Raw genomic sequence first — 22,889 nt, forward strand, 5'->3', positions numbered from 1 at the left:
TTTCTCCCCGTCTCTATACGGGGAGAAATGCCCGGCAGGGCAATGAGGGGCGGCGCGAACCTCACGTTCATTTCCGCCAAGGCACCTTACGGTGCCTTGATCTCCATCATGCCGGTAGCTGTACGGGCCGAATATTGCGGACGGTACATGTCCTCCACCGTTGCCGCCGGATGGGCATAGGTGCCCGGCGTCACGGCGCGCACGACATAGGCAAGCGTCAGATTGTGGTCGTGGTCGCCATCGGCCGGGTTGAATGCCGCGACGAAGCGATCGTCGCGGAATTCCAGATGCGCGGCGTCGGTCTGTGCCAGCCAGGAGAAGTTCGTCAACTGGGCGCTGGAGACCAGGCCTGGATTGTCGATCTCGAAGCCGGCCGGCAACAGGTCGGTGACCAGCAGGCGCGACGGCCAGCTGTTCTGCTCGGTGACCTTGAGCACGACGACATAGCGTTCGTTCTGGGTTGCCTCGGTCACATTGGCTTCAGTGCCGTCGAGCTTGTAGTAGGTGCGGCTGATGGTGAAGCCGTCACCGCCGGCCGGCAAGGGCTGGATCGGCGACGCCACGGTGGTGACGACGGCCTGCAGCGGGGTCTTGCCGGTGTTGGCGATTTCGAGCGGGCTGTCGATAAGCTCGGAGCCGTTGACCTGGTTGGAATAGCCGCCGGAATGCGGCGCGCCATTGACGGTGAGCGCGATAGAGTCGTTGCCCTCCTTCAGCGCGCGCGCCGCCAGCAGCATCCAGGAATCGTCCTGGGTGCTGGTCCAGCGGGCTTCGGCGCGTTCCCTGGTCACCAGTTTGATCAGCTCGGGCACGATGGTCGATACCGGCTTCGATTCCGCCGCCAGCGACAGCATCGCCGCGCCGTCGCGCAACGCCGAACCGTAGTCGGAGCGGTACCAGTCGTACTCCGTGCTCGACTTGGCGAGCTGCAGCGCGGTCTTGAACGTCGCCTCCGAACGCTGCGTGTCGCCGTAGAGCGCCAGGCTCGCCGCCAATTGGGCAACGGCCATCGGGCTCGAGAAGGCTTCGAGCTGGGTGTCGGCGTAATAGCGCAGATCGCCGATCGAGGCCTTCTTGTTGCGGGCGAGCACATAAAGGGCGTAGGCGATCTCGCTGCCGCGGTCCTGTACGCTCTGGTCGTAGCCGAGCGAGTTCTGCAGGTTGTTGAGGGCCTGGTTCATCGCCAGAGCCGGCACGTCGTATTTCTGCTCCCGCGCCCTGGTCAGGAATTCGCTGACATAGGCGTCGAGCCACAGATCGCCGGAGCCCGGACCCCACAGGCCGAAGCTGCCGCTCGATGACTGGTAGCTCAGGACCTTGTAGATTGCGTCCTGGACGCGGCCGTGCAGGTCAGGGTCGCTTTCCATGCCGACGCCGGATGCCATCTCGTTGACGTAGAGAAGCGGCATGGCGCGGCTGGTGGTCTGCTCGGCGCAGCCATAGGGGTAGCGATCAAGCGTCATCAGCAGCGAGGGCACGTCGAAGGCTGCCGCCTGCGAAACGCCGACACTGACCGAAGCGCCGTCGAGCAGGCTGGCCGCCAAGAGTTCCTTGTCGACGCGCAGCGCGCCGCCATTGCCCTTGAGGTCGACCACAAGGCGCGTGGTGACCGGCAATTGCGCCGGGCGCACCGGCACATAGAGCGTCTGCTCGACCTTGGTGCCGTCGGCGTGCGCCAGCTTGATGGTGAGCGAGGCATTGCCCGCCGTGCTGGCGATCAGCGGCACGGTCAGCGTCTGGCGCTTGCCCTGGGCGAGCGTCAGCTTCTGAGGCAGGGACTTGTCGCCGGTCGACAGGTCGCCCGTCGTATCGATCGACAGCGCGTAGTCGCCGGCCGGGCCGTCGGTGTCGGCCACGTCGAGGCGCATGACGGCGTTGTCGCCAGGCGCCAGGAAGCGCGGCAGGCCGGCGGTAATCACTATGGGATCGCGCACGATCACGTCCGCCTGGGCATGGCCGACCGCTTCCTTGGTCCAGGCGACGGCCATGACGCGCACGGTGCCGTTGAACTGCGGGATATCGAAGTCGATCCGCGCCTTGCCGTCGGCATCGAGCTGGACAATGCCGGAGAAGAAGGCAACCAGCTTTTCGGTGGGCGGGCTGCCCTGCGCCTGCATATTGGCGCCGTCGCCGCCGGTCCGGAGCTTGCCGGTGGTGCCCAGCGAGCCATCGATCAGGCGGCCGTAGATGTCGCGGATCTCCATGCCCAGCATGCGCTGGCCGAAGAACCAGTTCTCCGGATCCGGCGCCTTGTAGTTGGTCAGGTTGAGGATGCCGACATCGACGGCGGCAACCATGACATAGGCGTTCGTGCCCGGCTGCACGCCGGCCACTGAAACCGGGATCGACAGCTGCTGGCGCGGCACGGTCTTGTCGGGCGGCGTCAGCGTGATGGCAAGCTTCTTGGCGGCCGGATCGACCGTCAGCCATTTCACGCCGATGGCGCGGGCCGGCATGCGCGTTTTCTGCGCATCGCCCGGCCGGAACAGGGTTGCCGTGACATAGGCGCCGGCACCCCAATCGTCACCGACGGGGATATCGACGGTGCCGCCGCCTGCCGGTACGGTCGCCGTGATGGTCTTCAACAGCTTGTCGGAACCGATGTTGATCAGAAGTTCGCCGGCAAAATGCGGCGAGATTTTCAGCTTCGCCACTTCGCCCGCGGCATAATTGTCCTTGTCGAGGGCGATCTCAAGGCCATCAGGCGTTTCGGTGGTCGTCGAGGCGACATACCAGCCGGCGTCGAACTCGTAGCTGGTCGCCGGCCCCTCGGGATCGGATGTCTCGACCTCGAGCCGGTACTGGCCCCAATCGACCGGCACGGAGACGGTTGCGTCGCCGTCGGCGCCGAGGTCGACCTGGCCGTTGGCGATCGACTTGGTGAAGGAGACCGGCTCGTAGTTCCAGGAGTTGTTGGAGCGGTACCACTGGTAATTGCGTTCGACCTTGACCAGTGTCCACTGCGCGCCTTTCAGCGCCTCGCGCTTGCCGTTGGGATCGACGGCGATCAGGCTGAACTTGGCGGTGCCGCCCTGCGGCACTTCGCCATCGGCGAAGTCCGGTCGGATGCCGATCATCTGGCCTTGCGGGCGGATGCCGATGTTGAGCGAGCGCTCGATGGCGCGGCCGCCGGTTTCGCGCATGCGCACCGTCACCTTGCCGTCGACCAGCTTGGTGGTCGAGGGCAACTGGTCGACGGTAACAGGGAAGGTCGCCTTGCCGTCATCGCCGACCACCGGCAGGTCGGTGAGCGGCGTGACCGTCGGCTCCGCCGACTGCTCGTCGGCGAGGCCGAAGGAAAAGTTGGGAAAGCGGTCCCAGTCACGAGAGGTCGACAGCGTCAACTCCCCTTCCAGCGCAAGGCCCGCCGCCGGCGCGCCATAGAGGAAGCGGCCGTCGATGTCGATGTTGGCGGTTTCGCCCCGCGCAATCTCCTGCTTGTCGGCTTTCATGTCGAATTCGATGCGATCCGGCACGAAGTCCTCGACCAGGAACATCTGGCTGGCCACCGCCGGCTGCTTGGGATCGGTGTGGATCGACACCGACCATGTGCCGCGCATGGCGTTGGGTTCGAGCGGCAGGTCGACGGCATGGCCGCCGGCCGAGGCGCCGTCACTGACGATGCGGCGGTCCTCGACGCCATCGGGGCGCGAGAAGATGAAGGTCAGCGGCAGGTTCTCGACCGCCTTGCTCGCACCATCGCGGGCAAGGGCGGCGACATGGACGTCCTCGCCGGCGCGGTAGATGCCGCGCTCGGTCCAGGCATAGACGTCGAGCGCGCCTGGTGCCGCGCGTCCGGTGACGCCACGGTCGGAAAGGTCGAAGCCGGCCTTGGCCATGTCGAGGAAGACGAAATCATTATCGCCCTGCTTGGCCATCAGCACGGCCGGCACCATGCCGCCGTCACCGCGCGTCAGGCCGGGGTTGAAGACGGCGTGGCCGTCGGCATCCGACGTCGCGGTGCCGAGAACCTCGTTGTTCCTGGCGACCAGCGTCAGTTCGGCGCCGGCAATCGGCTTGGCGCTGCCCAGCGAACGGGCAAAGACATTGAGCCCGTCCTGGCCGGTATAGGTCGACAGGCCGATGTCGGAAACGACGAACCACTGCGTGGCCAGCGAACCGTAGTCGTCGCTCTTGTCGTTGACGGGCTGCGCGGTCAGCACATAGACGCCGGGCTTGCGCTGCGGCAGCGCTTCGTCGACCGGGAAGGAGGTGGTGACTTCCTTGTTAAGGTCGTTGCCGATGTCGAGTTGGCCCTGCCAGACCGGTGCGCCCATCTGCTCGGAAATGTTGGAGATGTCATAGCCGTCGAGCTGGTGCAGGAACTGGTAGCCCGACAGAAGCTGCGCCAGCGAACGGTCGCCGATGCGGTAGAGCTTCATTTCGGCGGCGTTCATGTTGACGGTGACGACCGGGATGCCGCGGCGCGCGCCGGCCGGCAGCACGAAGCTGTCGCCGGTGAAGCGGGCGGACGGCGCGCGGTCCTGCACGTAGATCGACAGCACCACGGGGGCGGCGGTCACTTCGCCGATCGCCGCCGGCAGGCCGGCGCGGAAGGTGACGTCGTAGTGCTGGCCATGCTCCAGGCCCTCCACGCAGATCTGCTTGTCCTTGGCCTCGACGCCCTTGGGCGGCGCGTTGTCGACGGTGACGAACTGCGCGTAGTCGACGCCGGTCTTGACCAGTTCCTCGGAGAATTGCGCACAGATGCGCGGCGCGCTGGTGTCGGCATCGATGCTGTGATCGACAACGCGGAATCCTTTACGGGCTTTCAGATCGGCATAGTCGGCCTGGACCGCGGGCGAGCTTTCCAGCGCAAGGCTGGCCTCATAGGCCTGCAGCGCCGGCCGGTAGAGATCGCGCTTGTCGAGACCGTTGCCGAGCAGCGCCAGCACTTCGGCGCGCGTCTTGGTGGTGCGCAGCAGCTTATAGGCGTTGAAGGCGGCCGACGTGCCGTTTGCCGGCAAAGTCGAGGCTTCGGAGGTGTTGGCGGCAGGCTGCACGGCCAGCGTTTCGCGCGCCAGCTTGAGCCAGAGCTGGCCATCGTCAGGCATGACCGAGACCGCGGCCTCGTATTTCTGCATGGCGGAGCGATGGTCGCCGGTCAACACGGCCTGTTCGGCGGCATTGGTCAGCGCCGCCATGCCCTCTGTCGGCTTGTCGAAGGCCGGGCCGAGCAGCTTGTTGCGGTATTGCTGGGCCTGGTCGGCCATCCAGTTGGGAAAGAAGGCGAGTTCCGGCGGCGCGCCGATGTCGGGATCGCCGTCCATGTTGACGACCTTGCCGGCGACCGCGCCGGTGAAGGATTTCAACTGGTTATAGTCGGATTTGAGAAAGCACCATTTTGCCTTGGTGTTGTAGGTGAAGGCGCGGCAGGCCGGATCGCCGAGGCATGTCGTCTTGCACTGGTCGAGCGTGACGTTCTGGTCGGACCGGAGATCGAAGCCGAAATAATCGGAATTGTCCGTCGTCGCAATTCGCCGGGCCTCGGCCGCTTGCGCGACGCTACCCCAGGCAAGGAAGAAAAGGACGAGAATCGACAGACCACGAGCCGCGCGCATTGCCATTACACCCTCCAGACAATTGCAGACGTCCGGGCATGATCAAGCTTCAGTCGGGCTTGTCAACGCGCGAACGCGGCAGGTGCCGCCTGCCAACGGTTTATTTTCCGGCCAAGGACCGGTATGCGGACAGTAACCTCCATGGGAAAGGGGATCACGCTTTCTTGCGGAAACGCAGAAGGTGTGAATTCCAAGCCCGTCCTATTTCAGACAATTGGATTGTGGCCCCTTTACGAGCGCTTCAGAACTTCATTCCAATTTTAGTTTTACGAACTAGGTTGTCTTAATGCCGGCGCATGAAGAGCAGATGTCAGGAGGGATCGCGCCAGGGCGCGTGCTTCCGCGCGCCCTGCTTTTGGCCATGATGTGCTCGATGGCGCTGCTTTGCGAATCGAGGCCCGCGGCCGCGTTCGAGCTTTTCGGCATCAAGCTGTGGGGATCGTCCAGCGACGAGGACGCCGACATTGTCGATCCCCTGCGCTATACGGTGACCATCTCCGCGCCGGACGCCGACAAGGACCTGGTCAAGAAGCTCGAAAACGCCTCGGCGCTGAAAGGCGACGAGGACCGGCCGGTTTCGGGCTCGCTCGGGCTGATGGCCAAGGCACGCAGCGACCGTGAACAGCTGGTCGCCGCCCTTTATGCCGATGCCCGTTATGAAGGCGTCGTCACCGTCACCATCGACGGCAAGCCGCTCGACGAATTGCCGCCGGACGCCGAATTCAAGGGGCCGCAGCCCATCCCCGTGGCGATCGCCATCTCGGCCGGCCCCAAATTCACGCTCGGCAACATCAGGCTGGAAGGCGACGCGGCGGGGCTGATGAGCGCCGATTATGGGCTGATATCAGGCGGCGACGCCGGATCGGGCGCGGTGCTCAAGGCCGAGGCGCTGATCGTGCGGACGCTGAAGGAGCAGGGCAGGCCGCTGGCCAAGGTGACCGGCCGGCAGATCGTCGCCGACCATGCCACCTCGACGCTCGACGTGACGCTGACGGTCGCGGCCGGCCCGGTAGCCGGCTATGGCGCGACCACGGTGGAAGGCACCGAGAAGGTCGACCGCGACTTCACCGAATACATGACCGGGCTGAAGCGCGGCAGGCAGTACTCGCCGCAGGAGATCAGCGACGCGCGCGACAGGCTGCTGGCGCTGGAGGTGTTCAACAGTGTCACCTTCAAGGAAGCCGACAAGCTCGACGCCGACGGCAACATCCCGATCGGCGTCCAGGTTAGCGAGCGCAAGCCGCGTTATTTCGGGCTGGGCGGCACATTCTCGAACACCGAGGGGCTTGGCCTGGAGGGCTACTGGGGCCATCGCAACCTGTTTGGCCGTGCCGAAAAGCTGCGCATCGACGGTGCCATCAGCGGCATCGGCAGCAACAATCTGTCCGAACTGAACTACAACGCCGGCATCATGTTCGAGAAACCCGGCGTCATTGGGCCGGCGTCGAAGTTTTTCGCCAGCGTCAAGACGGTGCTGGAACATCCCGACGCCTACGACCATTTCTCGGTCAAGGGCAGCACCGGCCTGTCTTATGAACTCGACAAGAAGCAGACCGTGTCGGCCGAGGTCGCGCTCGATTATTCGCGCATTCACGACGCCTTCGGCAAGCACAAATACCTGATCGCCAGCATTCCGCTGCAGTATGTCTATGACAACAGAGACAACCGGCTCAATCCGACCACCGGCTTCCGTTTGCTGGCCTATGCCGAGCCGAGCTACGACATTTTGAGCGGTGCGGCCTTCCTCAAGCTGAAGGGCGAAGGGTCGGCCTATCAATCGCTGGACACGGCCTCGAAGTTCGTGCTGGCCGAACGTGTCGCGGTAGGCTCGATCGTCGGTACCGGGCTGCAGAACGTCCCGGCCGACCGGCGTTTTTATTCCGGCGGCGGCGGTTCGGTGCGCGGCTATGCCTATCAGGGCATCGGCCCGAAGGACTTCACCGGCCAGCCGATCGGCGGCCTGTCCTTCTTCGAGACTTCGGTCGAGATGCGCATCGCCGTCACCGACACGATCGGCATCGTGCCGTTCGTCGATGCCGGCACCGTGTCGACCAAGTCGGTTCCCAACTTTTCCGACGTCAAGGTCGGCGCCGGTGTCGGCCTGCGCTACGTCACGCCGTTCGGGCCGCTGCGCATCGATGCGGCCGTGCCGCTCAACCGCGACCCAGGTGATCCGCATTTCGGCATCTATGCCGGCATCGGACAGGCGTTCTGACGATGAAAACGGTCTGGCGCATCCTTCGCATTGTCCTTTACACGCTGCTGATCGTGGTCGCGGGTGCGATCGGCGCGCTGGTCGTGCTGACCAAGACCGAGCGCGGGCGCGACAACCTCGCCGGCATCATTTCGCGGCTGGCTTCGAGCGACGACCGCAAGGTCACCGTCAGCGGCATCGACGGCATCTGGTCGGGTAATCTCAGCGTCGACCATGTCGTGCTTGAGGACCGTGAGGGAGCCTGGCTGGTGGCGCGCAAGGTGGCCGTCGACTGGTCGCCGACCGCGCTTTTGTCCAAAAGCTTCAGCGCCGATCGCATCGCCGCCGATCGCGTCGAACTGGCACGCCTGCCGGTGGCCGGTACGGAGCCGCCCGCGCAGAGCGGCACGACGACGCTGCCGGTCTCCATCGACATCAAGCAGATCGAGCTGCCGGAAATCGCGCTTGGCCAGCAACTGGCCGGCAGCGGCATCGCCGAGCTCGCGGCCAAGGGAATGCTCAAGGCCGATGCCGCGCCACTGGCGGTCCAGACGGTGCTCAATGTCACCCGTCATGACGGCAAACAGGGCAATGTCGACGCCAAGATCCATTTCGCACCCGCCGACAACAAGCTGGACCTCGACCTCAAGGCATCGGAGCCGGCCGGCGGCATCATTGCCAACCTGCTCAAGCTGCCGGATGCGCCACCAGTAGATATCGTGGTTTCGGGCAGTGGGCCGCTTGCCAACTGGAGCGGTGTCGGCACCTTCCTCGTCGACCATCGGATCGTCACCCAGCTCACCGGCCGTCACCAGCTCACCGACAAGGGCAATCATGTCGAGGCAAAGGGCGACGGCGATTTTGCGCGCTTCCTGCCGGAAAACCTGAAGCCCCTGTTTGCCGGCAAGACCAGCTTCGATGTCGCGGGCACCGCCACGTCGGTCGGCGGTATCAGCATCGACCGGGCCAGCATCGAGAGCGATGCGGTGCACGGCACCGCGTCCGGCATTGCCGATCCTGCCGGCGCCAGCGACCTGTCGGTCGAACTCGCCGCCAAGGGCCCGCCCGTGGTGATCAGCGTCGGCAGCAAGGCGCAGCCGATCACGCTCGCGATCAAGAACGCCACCGCGCGCGCCTTCGGCGACGGCAAGGCGCCGATCGTCGACATCGGCGCCTCCTTCGTTTCGATCGTCGCCGGCGGCACGCGGCTGGACGATCTGGCGGCGCAAATCCATTCCGATGGTTTCGATATCCAGAACCGCGCCGGCCCGGTTGCCGTCAAGCTGGAGGCGGGCGGCCTGAACACCGACGTCGCGACGTTGGCGCCGCTGATCACCGGCAAGGTCAATGTCGATCTGGCCGGTTCGATCAGCAAGGACGCCATTGCCATCGATCAGGGTACGCTGCGCTCCGATGCGGTCAATGCCTCGCTGACGGCGACGGTGGCGCTCGCCGACATGTCGATGCAGCTCAAAATGAATGCCGATGCCGTGGCGACCGCGTTTCCCCAGCAGATCGCCTCGGTACTCGGCGGGCGGGTGAAGTTCTCGGCCACGGCATCGCGCGATCCGCAGGGATCTTTCGCCGCGAACTCCATCGAACTCACTTCGGGATCGCTCAGCGCCAGCGGTACGGCCAGCATGCAAGGCACGGACATCCAGGCCGACATCAAGGGCAAATTGGGCGACGTCTCGGTGTTGTCGCCGACGGTCGGCGTGCCAGTTGCCGGCGGGGTCGATTTCGCGCTGTCGGCAAGCGGCGCGATGACCGCGCCGGATTTCACCGTTAGCGCCAACAGCGACAGCCTGACCGCTTCGGGCCGCACGGTGAAGGCCATCAAGCTGACCGCGAGCGGCAAGGCCGACATAACGAACCCTTCCGCCAACGTCTCGCTGACCGGCGCCGTCAACGACCAGCCGCTCGACATCAAGGCGGCCCTGGTGACCAGCGAGGGCAAGCGTTCGATCAATGGCTTCCTGGTATCGCTGGGCGACAACAAGGTCTCAGGCGACCTGGCGCTCGACGACAAGTTCATGCCCCTGGGCACGCTGACGCTCGCCGCACCTGCCATCGACCAGTTGGCCGCGCTCGCCGGCCAGGCGGTGACCGGCGACATCAACGGCACCATCCTGTTCGCCAAGGACGGCGATGCACCGTCCATTGCCATCGATGCCAAAAGCACGTCGGTCGCGCGTGGCGAGGTGACGGCCAAAGCGATCGCCATCAATGCGCTCGTCGCCAATTATCTCAAGGCGCCGGCGATCTCGGGCACCATCAAGGCCGATGCGGTCACTTCGGGAAACACGGAAATCAGCAGCATCGGCGTCGACCTCAAGCGCGACGGCGACTGGACCGATTTCACTGGTGGCGCGACCATAGCAGGCATTCCTGCGACCGCTGCCGGCCGGGTGAAGATCGCCGAGGGCACCACCAGCGTCGAGATCGCCTCGGGCGACGCCACCGTTCGCGGCATCAAGACGGCGATTGCCGAACCGTCGGCTCTGACCATCGCCGACGGTACGGCCAAGATCGAGAAGCTGGTGCTCGATATTGGCGGCGGCAAGGTGGCGCTGTCGGGCAGCGCTGGCGAGACGCTCGATCTGGCGGCGCAGGTCTCCGCCTTGCCGGCAGCGCTTGCCAATGCGTTTTCGCCTGGCCTGGATGCCACGGGAACGCTTGACGGTATCGCTGAAGTGAGCGGAGCGCCGGCAACTCCCGATATCCGGTTCAACGCGAAACTGGCCGGTGCCGAGACCAGCCAGACCCGCCAGGCAGGGCTCGGACCGCTCGCCGTCGATGCGGCCGGCAGCTACACGATCGCCGGCGGCGTCGCCCTCGACCATGCAACCCTGTCCGGCGACAAGGTCTCTGGGCAGGCCACAGGCACCATCAATCCGAACGGGGCGAGCGATTTTGCGATCGATCTGACCTCGTCGGGTCCCAGCCTGCCGCTGACGGTCGGCAGCGCCGAGAGCCCCGTCAAGATCGAGGTCCGATCAGTATCGGCTAAAATCGCGGGCGAAAGCACGCATGCCCGACTGGACCTTTCCGTGATCCTGCCCTCGGTCGTTACCAGCCCGGCGAAGGTGGACGGACTGACCTTGGCACTGCACTCGGACGCATTCGATCTCCGGAATCGCGCCGGGCCGGTTTCCGGAACGGTATCGGTGGACAAGGTTGGGCTCGACAATCCAACGATCGCGCCGCTTATCGCCGGCAAGGTCACGGCCGCGCTCAGCGCCCGGCTGAGCGCCGACACTGTGGCTATCGACAGCGGCTCGCTGAAAAGCGATGCGCTGAGCAGCCAGGTGGCCGGTCACGTATCGCTGCGTGACGGTGCCATCGATCTCAACCTGAAGGCGGATGCGCCATCGTCGGCCTTGCCGGCGGCGGCGCGCGGCATGCTTGGCGACCGCGCCCAGATAAGCGCCATGCTGAAGCGCGAACCCAACGGCAATCTCCACATCGGTGGATTGAAGCTGACTTCCGGCGCGCTGAGCGCCGACGGACAGGCAAGCCTTGCCGACAACAAAGTGACCGCCGACATCAGGGGGGCGCTGAGCGACATCTCGCCATTGTCGAAGGATGCCACGGGCGCCATCGCCTTCGCGCTGAGCGCGCAAGGGCCGGCCATGGCGCCCGACCTGTCGCTTACCGTCAACAGCGACAGACTGTCGGTGGCATCGCGCGAGATCACCGGATTGAAGCTCACGGCTACCGGCAAGGCCGATGCCGCCAATCCGGCGGCCAATGTCCAACTCACCGGCAATGTCGCCGGGCAGGCGCTGCAGGGGAGTGCCGTGCTGGCAACGGCGAACGGCAAGAGCGCCGTCAACGGCCTGCTGCTGTCGCTGGGCAAGAACCGGATCTCGGGCGATCTGGCGCTGGACGACAAGTTCGTGCCTGAAGGCATCATTTCGCTCGACCTCCCCGACATCGGGCCGCTTGCCGCACTGGCACTGGAAAAGGCCGAAGGCGACGTTCGCGGCACGATCGCCTTCTCCAGGAATGGCGCGGCGCCGCAGGTCGCCATCAAGGCGACGAACGGCTCGATCATACGCGGCGACCTGCAGGCGAAGGCCGTCTCGGTCGATGCGCTGATCGCCAATTATCTCGCCGCTCCCGTGATTTCAGGCAAGATCCGCGCCGACACCGTCACCTCGGGCGGTACGGTGATCAGCGGCATCAATGTCGATTTGAAGCGCGATGGCGACTGGACCGGCTTTTCCGGTGGAGCGACGGTCAAGGGCATTCCGGCGCAGGCGGCAGGCCGGGTGAAGGTAGCCAACGGGACGACCACCATCGAGCTTGCTTCAGGCCAGGCGACCGTCCAGGGCATCAAGGCGGCCATCGCCCAGGCCTCGACCGTCAGCATCGCCAATGGCACGACGACGTTGGACAGGCTGGTGCTCAACCTTGGCGGCGGCACCGCGACGGTGACCGGCAAGGTCGGGCAGGCGCTCGACATCAATGCGGTGCTGGCACGCGTGCCGATGTCGCTCGCCAACAGTTTTTCGCCCGGGCTCGATGCCGCGGGTTCCATTTCCGGCACGGTGAAGGTGACGGGCGCACCGGCGAGCCCCGCGGTTGCCTTCAACATAGACGCGGCCGGCGTGCAGACATCGCAGACCCGTGGCGCGGGCGTCGGCGCGGTGAGCGTTTCTTCGTCCGGCACCTTTGCCGGCAACAAGCTGGCCTTCAACGCCAATATCAGCGACGGGGCCGGCCTTGGGCTCAAGGGCGGCGGCACGGTGACGACGGTGGGCACTCCGGCGCTGGCGCTCGACTTCAACGGTGCGGTGCCATTCGGCCTTCTCAGCGAGAAACTTGCCGCGCAGGGCTTGTCGCTGACCGGCAACGCCAACGTCAATGTCCAGGTGCGTGGTCCGGCGACATCTCCGGTGATCGGCGGCAGCGTCAAAACCTCCGGCGCGCGGCTGGTCGATGCACGCTCGGGCCTTGCCATCAACGATATCGCGGCCGATGTCTCGATCGGCAATGGCGTTGCCAGGGTCAATCGGTTGACCGGAACCCTGTCGACGCGCGGCAGCCTGTCGGCCAGTGGCACGGTCGGCATCAATCCGGCGCAAGGATTCCCGGCCGACCTGTCGATCAAGCTCACGGACGGTCGTTATACGGACGGTCGCGTGGTGACCGCCAACCTTGGCGGCGACCTGACGATCAAGGGGCCGCTGACTTCGGCACCGGCGATTGCCGGCACCGTCAACCTGGCCAAGACCGTCATCACGGTCCCGGACAAATTGCCGGGCTCACTCTCGGCGCTCGACGTCAAGCACAAGAATGCGCCGGGTCCGGTCAGGGCGCAGGACAAGGCGCTGCGCCCGGCCACGACCAGCGGCAAGAGCGGTGGCAGCGGCCTTGCACTCGACGTCACGGTCAACGCGCCGAACCAGATCTTCATCCAGGGCCGGGGTGTCGACGCCGAATTCGGTGGCTCGCTCAAGCTAACCGGCCCGGCCTCGTCGCCGCAAGCCGTCGGCACCTTCACCTTGCAGCGCGGCCGGCTGTCGATCCTTGGCAAGCGGCTGACCTTCACCGAAGGCACGGTCGGGTTCTCGGGTTCGCTGGTGCCTTACCTCAATCTGACGGCGACGACGACGACGACCGGCGCGACCGTCACCATCGTGGTGTCGGGCGAGGCGACCAATCCCAAATTCACCTTCAGTTCGGTGCCTGCGCTGCCGGAGGACGAGGTGCTGGCGCAGTTGATCTTCGGGCGGTCGATGTCGAACCTGTCGCCGCTGCAGATCGCGCAGCTGGCCGAGGCCGCCGGACAATTGGCCGGCGTCGGCGGTTCGACGTCGCTTCTGGAAAACCTGCGCAGCGCCATCGGCGTCGACGACCTCGACGTGACCACCGATGATAAGGGCGGCACGGCGGTCTCGGCCGGCAAGTACCTGAACGACCGCACCTATGTGACCATCCAGAAGGGCGACAAGCCGGGTTCCGGCAAGGCGACCATCGATCTCAATGTCGGGCGCGGCGTCAAATTGCGCGGCGAGGCGACGGACGCCGGCGAAGCCAAGGGCGGCATCTTCTACGAGAAGGAATATTGAGGGCCTGGCCTTCATCCTGGCCGCAACTGGCGCTGTCGTAACCAGTGCGAATGTGTCAATTTAATTGCCCGAAGAGATTTTGGCGAAATCTGGGCGCACTAGCAATTTTGCGCCAAGACTGTCGCTATCACGCGAACTGCCCCCCTTCCAAAGTTGCACATTCGCTAACATGTTCCCAATCCATGCCGTCTTTGACATCATGGCCCGGATGCGGAATGTTAATCGGCGGAAAGCCAACAATGGGAGTTAGTCATGACAATCTATAAGAGCAACGGCGACAGCGTTCCGGATCACATCCTGGCGATGGCCGAAGAAGCCAAGTCGGGCAAAGTCGATCGCCGCGAATTCCTCGCGCTCGCCAGCGTCTTCGGTGCCTCGACCGCTATGGCCTACGGCCTGCTCGGCCTTGCCGCTCCGACTCCGGCCAAGGCCGAGGACGTCCAGGGCAAGAAGGGCGGCGTGCTGAAAGTGGCGATGTCGGTCAAGGATCCCAAGGATCCGCGTACCGCCGACTGGTCTGAGATTTCCAACGCCGAGCGCCAGGCGCTCGAGCCGCTGGTGAAATACACCAAGGAGTACACATTCGCTCCATATCTGCTGGCAAGCTGGGACATCAACGACGACGCCACCGAGTACACGCTGCATGTGCGGCCTGGCGTCGAATGGAACAATGGCGACAAGTTCACCGCCGATGACGTGATCTACAATTTCACCCGCTGGGCCGACAAATCAGCCGAAGGCAACTCGATGCCTGGACGTCTCGGCAGCCTCGTCGACGAAAAGACCAAGAAGTTGCGCGAAGGGTCGATCGTTAAGGTCGACGACATGACCGTCAAACTGAAGCTGTCGAAGCCCGACATCGCCATCATCCCGAACCTGTGCGACTATCCCGGCCTCGTCGTCCACAAGAGCTTCGACGAGAAGGGCGCCAACTTCAAGAACTGCCCGATCGGCACTGGTCCGTTCGAGCTCGTCTCCTATGATGTCGGCCAGAAGGTGGTCTACAAGCGCCGCACGACCGGCAAGTGGTGGCAGGGCGAAGCCTTCCTCGACGGCGTCGAGTTCATCGACTACGGCACCGATCCGGCCGCGACCGTTTCGGCCTTCGAATCGGGCGAAGTGCAGACCAACCACGAAACGACCGCCGACTACGTCAAGATCATCGCGGACGTCGGCGCGCCGCCCTCGGAAGTGGTGACCGCGGCTACCGTGGTTTCGCGCTTCAACGTCAACGCCAAGCCTTATGGCGACCAGAAAGTGCGTCAGGCGATGTGCCTGGCCGTCGACAATTCGGTGGTCCTGCAGCTCGGCTACGGCAATGCCGGCACGCCGGCCGAAAACCACCATGTCGCGCCGATCCATCCGGAATATGTCGAACTGCCGAAGATCAAGCGCGACGTCGCCAAGGCCAAGCAGATGCTGACGGAAGCCGGCGTGATCGATTTCGAACACGAGCTGATCAGCAACGACGAGGACTACCACAAGAACACCACGGACGCGATCGCGGCCCAGCTGCGCGAGGCCGGCATCAAGGTGAAGCGCACCGTGCTGCCGAGCTCGACCTTCTGGAACGACTGGACGAAGTATCCATTCTCGGAGACCAACTGGAACATGCGTCCGCTTGGCATCCAGGTCATCGCCATCGCCTACCGCTCGGGCGAAGCCTGGAACGAGACGGCCTATGCCAATCCGGACTTCGACAAGAAGGTCAACGAGGCGCTCGGCATCGCCGATGCGGAGAAGCGCAAGGTGGTGATGAAGGACATCGAGCAGATGCTGCAGGATTCCGGCATCATCATCCAGCCTTACTGGCGCAAGCTCTACATCAACATCAAGCCCGAGGTGAAGAACCACTCGATGCACCCCACCTACGAGCACGATTTCGGCAAGGTCTGGCTCGATCAGGCGTGACCGCTGCTTGATGAATATGAGGGGCGCCTGCCCCTCATATTCGCAGGATCGTCGCCGTTGCATTGGATGCAGCGGCGGCGGGACGCTACAAGGTTTTCGTCACAGGGTTGACCATATCTGACCCCAACCCGGCCGGCAGGGGGGCACAATGTTCTCATTCATCATCAGACGCATCGGCACGATACTGCTCACGATGCTGTGCCTGACGCTGGTCGTCTTCTTCCTCGTCAATCTCGAACCCAATCTGAAAAAGCTGGCGATCAGCCAGACCGAAATGCACACATCGGCGGAGCAACTCGAAAGCTGGCTGGTCAATCACGGCTATCGCCAGAATTTCTTCGTTCGCTATGGCCAGTGGCTCGGCGTCGTGCCCAAGCAGCCGATCACGGATCCGGCGACCGGAAAGACCGCGCAGCGCTTCTCCTTCTGCAATGACCCGGCCGTGCCGACATTCTCCGGCGTGATCGAGGGTGATTTCGGCTGCTCGACCAAGTTCAAGACCACGGTCGCGGCCAAGCTGTTCCCTGCGCTGGGCGCTACCGGCATTCTGATGCTCTGCGTGCTGGGCGTAATGGTGCCGGTGTCGCTGCTGGTTGGCATCCTTGCCGGCATGCGGGAGGGGTCGCGCACCGATCGCGTGCTGTCGATCGCCTCGATCGCCTCGACGGCGACGCCTGAATATGTGTCGGGTGTCATCTTCACCGTCATCTTCGCTTCGTGGCTCGGCTGGCTGAACGGGTCGGCCGCGTCCGCGAGCCAGGGCATCACCTTTTACAATTTCACCCTGCCGGTGATCACGCTGGCGATCTACGGCATCGGCTATATCGCACGCATGACGCGCGCCTCGATGGTCGAGGTGATGACGCAGCAATATATCCGCACGGCACGCCTGAAGGGGCTTTCCTTCAAAAGCGTCGTGGTCAAGCACGCGCTGCGCAACGCCTTGATCGCACCGTTCACCGTCATCATGCTGCAGTTCCCCTGGCTGCTCACCGGCGTCGTCATCGTCGAGGTGATGTTCCGCTACCAGGGCTTCGGCTACACGCTGGTCGAGGCCGCCGGCAACAACGACATCGATCTTCTGCTCGGCTGTTCGCTGGTCTCGGTGTTCATCGTGCTGATCACCCAGCTCATTTCCGACGTCGGCTACGCATTCCTCAATCCGCGCATCCGCGTTCAGTAGGGAGAAGGCGCATGCAAGCTCAATATATCGGCGCCTCCACCATCATCCTCGAAGTGCTCTGGCGCTTCTGGCCGGTCTGGGCCGCGCTCGCCATCGTCATGGGTGCGAGCTTTCTCTACAAGAAGAAGCTGGCGCTCTACGGCCAGTTGTTCGACAGCGGCGTCGGCATAGCGGGCGTGTTCATCTGCCTGTTCTGGCTGTTCACGGCGATTTTCGCCTCGACCATCTCGCCTTTCGATCCGCTCGGCCAGATCCCGATCATGAAGGACACGCTGCCGGGCGCCATCGAACCGCAATCGGGGCTCGTCTACCTCTTCGGCGGCGACAAGCTCGCCCGCGACGTGTTCTCGCGCATGGTCTATGGCAGCCAGATCGTGTTGATCATCGCACCCGCCGCGACCGGTTTCGCGCTGATGGTCGGCATCACGCTTGGCCTGCCGGCCGGCTACTACGGCGGCAAGATCGATTCCATCCTGTCGTTCCTGGCCAACCTCGTGCTGGCCTTCCCGGTGATCCTCCTGTTCTACCTGCTGGTGACGCCGGGCATCATGGACACGCCGATCCCCTATGCGCTGGCCGGCGTCTTCTTCCTGTTTCCGATCATTTTCTTCAGCGTGCTGTTCTGGACACGCTACAAGAACCGGCCCGACCGGATTTATATCCTGCTCGGCCTGACACTGATCATCGGCGGCTGGATCTACCTCGGCCTTGTCTTCGACAGGGATCCGCTGCACATCGTCCACATCGATCCCAACCAGCTCAATATCTTCGTGGCGGTGGTGTTCGCCTCCAGCCCGGGCGTGTTCCGCATCGTGCGCGGCCTGGTGATGGACATCAAGACGCGCGACTATGTGGCGGCAGCGCAGACGCGCGGTGAATCGCCTTGGTACATCATGCTGTGGGAGATCCTGCCCAATGCGCGCGGGCCGCTGATTGTCGATGCCTGCCTGCGCATCGGCTACACCACCATACTGCTCGGCACGCTGGGTTACTTCGGCCTGGGCCTCGCGCCCGAGAGCCCGGACTGGGGTACGGCGATCAAGGATGCCAGCCGATTGCTGCGGTCCTTTATTCACCCGGCGCTGCCGCCGACGATCGCGTTGATGTCGTTCGTGCTGGGTCTCAACCTGCTCGCCGACTCACTGCGTGAGCAATCGATGAAGGATTGACGGCGGGGTCTCAGATCCCGCTTGGCCAAGAATAAGGATTGGAGCGACCCATGAACGAGGCAGTTCGAAATCCGGCACAGCCGATCATCGAGATCGAGAACCTTTCGATCTCCTTCTTCACCCGCAAGGGCGAGATACCGGCCGTCATGGACTTTTCCTGCACGGTCATGCCGGGCGAGGCGATGGGCATCGTCGGCGAATCCGGTTGCGGCAAGTCGACCGTGTCGCTCGGCATCATGCGCGACCTCTCCAACATCGGAAAGATCGTCGGCGGCAAGATCAAGTTCCAGGGCAAGGACATGGGCGAGCTCTCCGACGAGGAGCTGCGCGCCATCCGCGGCAATAAGATCGCCATGATCTACCAGGAGCCGATGGCCAGCCTCAATCCGGCGATGAAGATCGGCCAGCAGCTGATGGAAGTGCCGTTGATCCACGACAAGGTGTCGACGAAAGAGGCCTACTCCAGGGCGCTCGAAATGGTGCGCTCGGTCAAGCTTCCCGATCCCGAGCGCATGATGCGCTCCTATCCGCACCAGCTTTCCGGCGGCCAGCAGCAGCGCATCGTTATCGCCATGGCGCTGCTGTCGAAGCCGGCGCTGCTTCTGCTCGACGAGCCGACGACGGCGCTCGACGTAACCGTGGAAGCGGGCATTGTCGATCTGGTCAAGGGGTTGGGCGAGAAGTTCGGCACCTCGATGATCTTCGTGTCGCACAATCTCGGCCTCATCCTGGAAACCTGCGACCGCATCACGGTGATGTATTCGGGCGAGGCAGTCGAGACCGGCAAGATCAAGGACGTCTTCGACCGGATGCGCCACCCCTATACGCAGGGGCTGTTCCGTTCGATCCCGCTGCCTGGCGCCGACAAGAACTCGCGGCCGCTGATCTCGATCCCGGGGCAATTGCCACTGCCGCACGAACGGCCCAAAGGCTGCAATTTCGGCCCGCGCTGCCACCATTTCGTCGAGGGCGTCTGCAACGCCGCCGAAATCCCGATGATCGAAGTCGCCGGACACGAGGGCCATTTCTCGCGCTGCGTGCGCTTCAACGAGATCGATTGGGAGGCATTGCCGCCCGGCGCCAAGAAGGTGAATGAGCGCGTCGTGCCCGGTGCGCCAGTACTCAAGATCGAGGACCTGCGGAAATACTACAAGGTCGGCGGCAGCGAGGTGTTCGGCTCGAGCGAAGGCCGCGTCGTCAAGGCCAACGAGACGATCTCGTTCATGGCACGCGAATCCGAGACCGTGGCCATCGTCGGCGAATCCGGCTGCGGAAAGTCGACGCTTGCCAAGGTATTGCTCGGGCTGGAAACCGCCAGCTCCGGCAGCGTCACGCTCGGCAACAAGGAAATCCAGTCGACCGGCATCGAGAAGCGCAGCGTCGACACCGTGTCGTCGATCCAGATGGTGTTCCAGAACCCGTTCGACACGCTCAACCCCAGTCATTCGGTCGGGTCGCAGATCATCCGGACGCTGGAAAAATTCAATGTCGGCAAGACCGTTGCCGACCGGCGCAAGCGCATGCTGGAACTGCTCGACCTGGTGAAACTGCCGCGGGCGTTCGAAACCCGCAAGCCGCGCCAGCTTTCCGGCGGCCAGAAGCAGCGTATCGGCGTGGCGCGAGCCTTCGCCGGCGACGCCAAGGTGGTGGTGGCCGACGAGCCGGTTTCGGCGCTCGATGTCTCGGTGCAGGCGGCGGTGACGGAACTGCTGATGGATATCCAGCGCAAGAACAAGACGACGATGCTGTTCATCAGCCACGATCTCTCGGTCGTGCGCTACATCGCCGACCGCGTCGTCGTCATGTATCTCGGCTATATCGTCGAGCAAGGCACGACAGACCAGATCTTCGCGCCGCCCTATCATCCCTATACCGAGGCGCTGCTCTCGGCGATCCCGATTGCAGACACCAGCGTGGTCAAGAAGCACATCGTGCTGGAAGGTGACATCCCCTCGGCGATGAACCCGCCGTCCGGCTGTCCGTTCCAGACACGTTGTGGCTACAAGAAGCTGGTGCCTGACAATCTGTGCGAGACCAAGGTGCCGCCGGTCAAGAATCTCGGCGATGGCCATATGAGCCTGTGCTGGCTCTCCGACGACGTGCTCAAGACCATGGAGCCGGTGATCAAGTTCGACAGGGGACATGCTGCCCATGAAGGCGTGCCTGACGACGCGCCGCATGGCGAAGGTCCGGGCTTTGCCGGCGAACCGCCGAAGCGGCCACATGGCAAGGTAGCGGGTGCTGAGGCCGACGCGATCGGGGAGGCCGCCGAGGAGGCGGACGCCGTTTCGCGGGCCCGTCGCCACGAAGTCCGCGACGAGGTGTCGGAAACCGGTGATTCAAAACCGAAGGACACGACAAAGCCGCACTAGCGCGGACAGGACATCAGCTCCCGCATTGCTGCAGCTGAACAGCATAGTCGCGGGCCATCTTGTCGGTGGCCCGTGCGTAGCCCTGGACGCCCGCATCGCCACGATTGCCGCGGCCATAGGCGGTCCAGCCCAGGTAATAGGCGAGGTAGAGGTTGTAGGTGTCGTTGCGCGCGACGCCGTATGTGTCGGCTGTCTTGGAATGATACCAGCCGACGAAGTCGACGGCGTCGGCGAATCTCGTGCGCCGCGCCGCCCAGTTGCCGGTTTCGCGCTGATATTGCGACCAGGTGCCGTCCAGCGCCTGCGAGAAGCCGGTGGCCGAGGAGACATGTTTCCACGGAATGAAGCCGAGCAGTTTGGTGCGCGGCGGCCGGGCGTTGCTCTTGAAGCCGGATTCCTTGCGCACCGTTGCCATCAGCACCGGCACCGGCACGCCGTATTTCTGTGAAGCGCGCTCGGCACCCGACTGCCAATTGTCGAACCAGCCATCGTTCTGGTCGAAGACGGCGCAGACATTGTTGATGTGACTGGGTGCCGTCGCGCAGGCCGAAAGTGCCAGCAGCACGCCAACCGCTACAATTTTACTAAAACTCGACCTACGCATTGGATGAGCAATAGGCCGAAATCATAAAGGGAATCTTGCTGCCGCTGTTAACGCCTCGTCGGCACGGTCAGGTGAGAAAATGCCATAGCTGTATTCCGACGCCAATTGTCGCCTTTTATAAAGTCGTGCTGAGCATATGCCGCCTTGGCTAAAATCACGCCCGTAAACGGCGCATTTCTGACAGCTTGCGCGGTTTACCGAAGCTTTGATGCCGGCATGACCGAACCAAGACGCAAGCGCGGCGCCGAGCGTACCAGCAACCGGGGGCCAGCGCCCATCGCACAGCTGCGGCCCAGGCGGGTGATCAATCCCTATCCGCCGATGGCCTTGCTGTCACCAGACCAGATCGAGGCGATCCATCAGGCGTCGATGCACATATTGGAGAATTTCGGCATCGAGGTGATGAGCCCGCGTGCGCTGTCGCTGTTCGAGAAGGCCGGCGCCAAGGTCGATCACGCTTCGGCCAATGTGCGCGTCGATCGCGGCATGATCGACGAGGCGCTGAAGACGACGCGGTCCGGCTATACGCTGACCCCACGCAATCCGGCCAACACAATCCATCTCGGCGGCAACACCATCAATTTCACGCTGGTTGCGGGTCCTCCCAATGTGCATGACATGGAGCGGGGCCGCCGTGCCGGCAATCTGCGCGACTATGCTGATCTGACCAGGCTGGCGCAGCATTTCAACTGCGTCCACATGCTTGGCAACCAGGTCTGCGCACCGGTCGAACTGCCGGCCAACTCACGCCATCTCGATACGTACTTCACCAATCTGACGCTGACCGACAAGAGTTTTCATGTCTCGGCGATCGGCCGGGGCAGGGCGCTGGACGGCATCGAGATGATGGCGATCGCGCGTGGGATGACGCTGGATCAGATGGCTGATGATCCCGGCATTGCCACCATCATCTCTGTCAACTCGCCGCGTCGCTTCGACGAGATGATGGCCGAGGGGCTGATGACCATGGCCGAGTACGGGCAGTCGGTGGCGGTGACACCGTTCACGCTGATGGGGGCGATGAGCCCAGTGACGCTGGCCGGGGCGCTGGCGCAGCAGAATGCCGAGGCGCTGTTCGGCGTGGTGCTGACGCAGCTGGTGCGGCCAGGCGCGCCCGTGATGTACGGCGCCTTCACCTCCAATGTCGACATGAAGTCGGGCGCGCCGGCCTTCGGCACGCCTGAAAACACCAAGGCCAACATTGCTTCGGGTCAATTGGCGCGCCGCTATGGCCTGCCATACCGGACGACGCCCGGTTCGGCTTCCAACGCCGCCGACGCGCAAGGCGCCTATGAGACGCTGATGGCGTTGTGGGGCGCGGTGCTTGGCCATGGCAATCTCGTCTACCACGCCGCCGGCTGGCAGGAGGGCGGGCTGACGGCTTCGTTCGAGAAATTCATCATCGACGTCGAGATGATCCAGCACATGATGGAGTTTTTGCGCCCGATCGTGGTCGATGAGGCCGAACTTGCCGTCGAGGCGCTGGGCGCGGTGCCGACCGGCGGCCATTTCTTCGGCGAGCCGCACACGCTGGAGCGCTACGCCACCGCCTTCTACCAGCCGATGCTCTCCAACTGGCAGAATTACGAAGCCTGGCAGGAGGCCGGCGGCCTCGACGCGACCGCGCGCGCGACGCGGCTGTGGAAGAAGGCGCTGGAGGATTATGTCGAGCCGGTGATGGACATCGCCGTACGCGAAGCGCTCGAGGCCTACGTGGCCAAGCGCAAGGAAGCGATCGGACAGGGCGAGCCGTGATGCGCCACGAACGTCCCGTTTTGAATCATCCCACCCATCCAACTAACTGATATCAGAGAAGAA

General features: G+C 63.9%; 9 protein-coding genes. 7 read left to right on the top strand and 2 right to left on the bottom strand.

Going from position 1 to position 22,889, the window contains the following annotated elements; all coding sequences use genetic code 11:
- Positions 1–86: 86 nt before the first annotated feature.
- On the bottom strand, positions 87–5,567 hold the full coding sequence (locus tag FJW04_RS12825; RefSeq protein ID WP_140714503.1) for an alpha-2-macroglobulin family protein: 5,481 nt from the start codon (positions 5,565–5,567) through the stop codon (positions 87–89).
- 280 nt (positions 5,568–5,847) lie between these two features.
- On the opposite strand from FJW04_RS12825, the gene FJW04_RS12830 reads away from it, so the two are divergent.
- The 6 genes from FJW04_RS12830 (at position 5,848) to FJW04_RS12855 (ending at position 20,467) form a co-directional block, all read left to right on the top strand.
- Complete coding sequence (locus FJW04_RS12830) at positions 5,848–7,776, top strand: autotransporter assembly complex family protein (RefSeq protein WP_140714505.1); 1,929 nt, start codon at positions 5,848–5,850, stop codon at positions 7,774–7,776.
- A gap of 2 nt (positions 7,777–7,778) precedes the next feature.
- Positions 7,779–13,832 carry a translocation/assembly module TamB domain-containing protein gene (locus FJW04_RS12835; protein WP_140714507.1) on the top strand — a complete coding sequence of 2,018 codons (6,054 nt, stop codon included), beginning with the start codon at positions 7,779–7,781 and terminating at the stop codon, positions 13,830–13,832.
- A 252-nt stretch (positions 13,833–14,084) separates the two neighbouring features.
- Positions 14,085–15,743 carry an ABC transporter substrate-binding protein gene (locus FJW04_RS12840; protein WP_015317134.1) on the top strand — a complete coding sequence of 553 codons (1,659 nt, stop codon included), beginning with the start codon at positions 14,085–14,087 and terminating at the stop codon, positions 15,741–15,743.
- 148 nt (positions 15,744–15,891) lie between these two features.
- A complete protein-coding gene (locus tag FJW04_RS12845) occupies positions 15,892–16,926 on the top strand; it encodes an ABC transporter permease (RefSeq protein WP_140714509.1) in 1,035 nt (344 codons plus the stop codon).
- Positions 16,927–16,937: 11 nt separating this feature from the next.
- A complete protein-coding gene (locus tag FJW04_RS12850) occupies positions 16,938–18,095 on the top strand; it encodes an ABC transporter permease (protein ID WP_015317136.1) in 1,158 nt (385 codons plus the stop codon).
- Between the two features lie 50 nt (positions 18,096–18,145).
- On the top strand, positions 18,146–20,467 hold the full coding sequence (locus FJW04_RS12855; protein ID WP_140714511.1) for an ABC transporter ATP-binding protein: 2,322 nt from the start codon (positions 18,146–18,148) through the stop codon (positions 20,465–20,467).
- A gap of 13 nt (positions 20,468–20,480) precedes the next feature.
- Here FJW04_RS12855 and FJW04_RS12860 read toward each other — a convergent pair whose 3' ends face one another.
- Positions 20,481–21,071 (bottom strand): transglycosylase SLT domain-containing protein, encoded by a 591-nt coding sequence (locus tag FJW04_RS12860; protein ID WP_015317138.1) that lies wholly within the window; start codon positions 21,069–21,071, stop codon positions 20,481–20,483.
- Between the two features lie 216 nt (positions 21,072–21,287).
- On the opposite strand from FJW04_RS12860, the gene FJW04_RS12865 reads away from it, so the two are divergent.
- Positions 21,288–22,826: a trimethylamine methyltransferase family protein gene (locus tag FJW04_RS12865; protein WP_140714513.1), complete on the top strand. Its 1,539-nt coding sequence runs from the start codon at positions 21,288–21,290 to the stop codon at positions 22,824–22,826.
- Positions 22,827–22,889: the final 63 nt, after the last annotated feature.

Origin of the sequence: Mesorhizobium sp. B2-7-3 (genome assembly GCF_006440715.1) — a bacterium.
Classification (GTDB): domain Bacteria; phylum Pseudomonadota; class Alphaproteobacteria; order Rhizobiales; family Rhizobiaceae; genus Mesorhizobium; species Mesorhizobium australicum.

What these genes read in the sequence shown, in the direction of transcription:
- FJW04_RS12845 (WP_140714509.1), top strand. Translation starts at nt 15,892, where the DNA reads ATGTTCTCATTCATCATCAGACGCATCGGCACGATACTGCTCACGATG.
- FJW04_RS12850 (WP_015317136.1), top strand. Translation starts at nt 16,938, where the DNA reads ATGCAAGCTCAATATATCGGCGCCTCCACCATCATCCTCGAAGTGCTC.
- FJW04_RS12825 (WP_140714503.1), bottom strand. Translation starts at nt 5,567, where the DNA reads ATGGCAATGCGCGCGGCTCGTGGTCTGTCGATTCTCGTCCTTTTCTTC.
- FJW04_RS12835 (WP_140714507.1), top strand. Translation starts at nt 7,779, where the DNA reads ATGAAAACGGTCTGGCGCATCCTTCGCATTGTCCTTTACACGCTGCTG.
- FJW04_RS12865 (WP_140714513.1), top strand. Translation starts at nt 21,288, where the DNA reads ATGACCGAACCAAGACGCAAGCGCGGCGCCGAGCGTACCAGCAACCGG.
- FJW04_RS12830 (WP_140714505.1), top strand. Translation starts at nt 5,848, where the DNA reads ATGCCGGCGCATGAAGAGCAGATGTCAGGAGGGATCGCGCCAGGGCGC.
- FJW04_RS12860 (WP_015317138.1), bottom strand. Translation starts at nt 21,071, where the DNA reads ATGCGTAGGTCGAGTTTTAGTAAAATTGTAGCGGTTGGCGTGCTGCTG.
- FJW04_RS12855 (WP_140714511.1), top strand. Translation starts at nt 18,146, where the DNA reads ATGAACGAGGCAGTTCGAAATCCGGCACAGCCGATCATCGAGATCGAG.
- FJW04_RS12840 (WP_015317134.1), top strand. Translation starts at nt 14,085, where the DNA reads ATGACAATCTATAAGAGCAACGGCGACAGCGTTCCGGATCACATCCTG.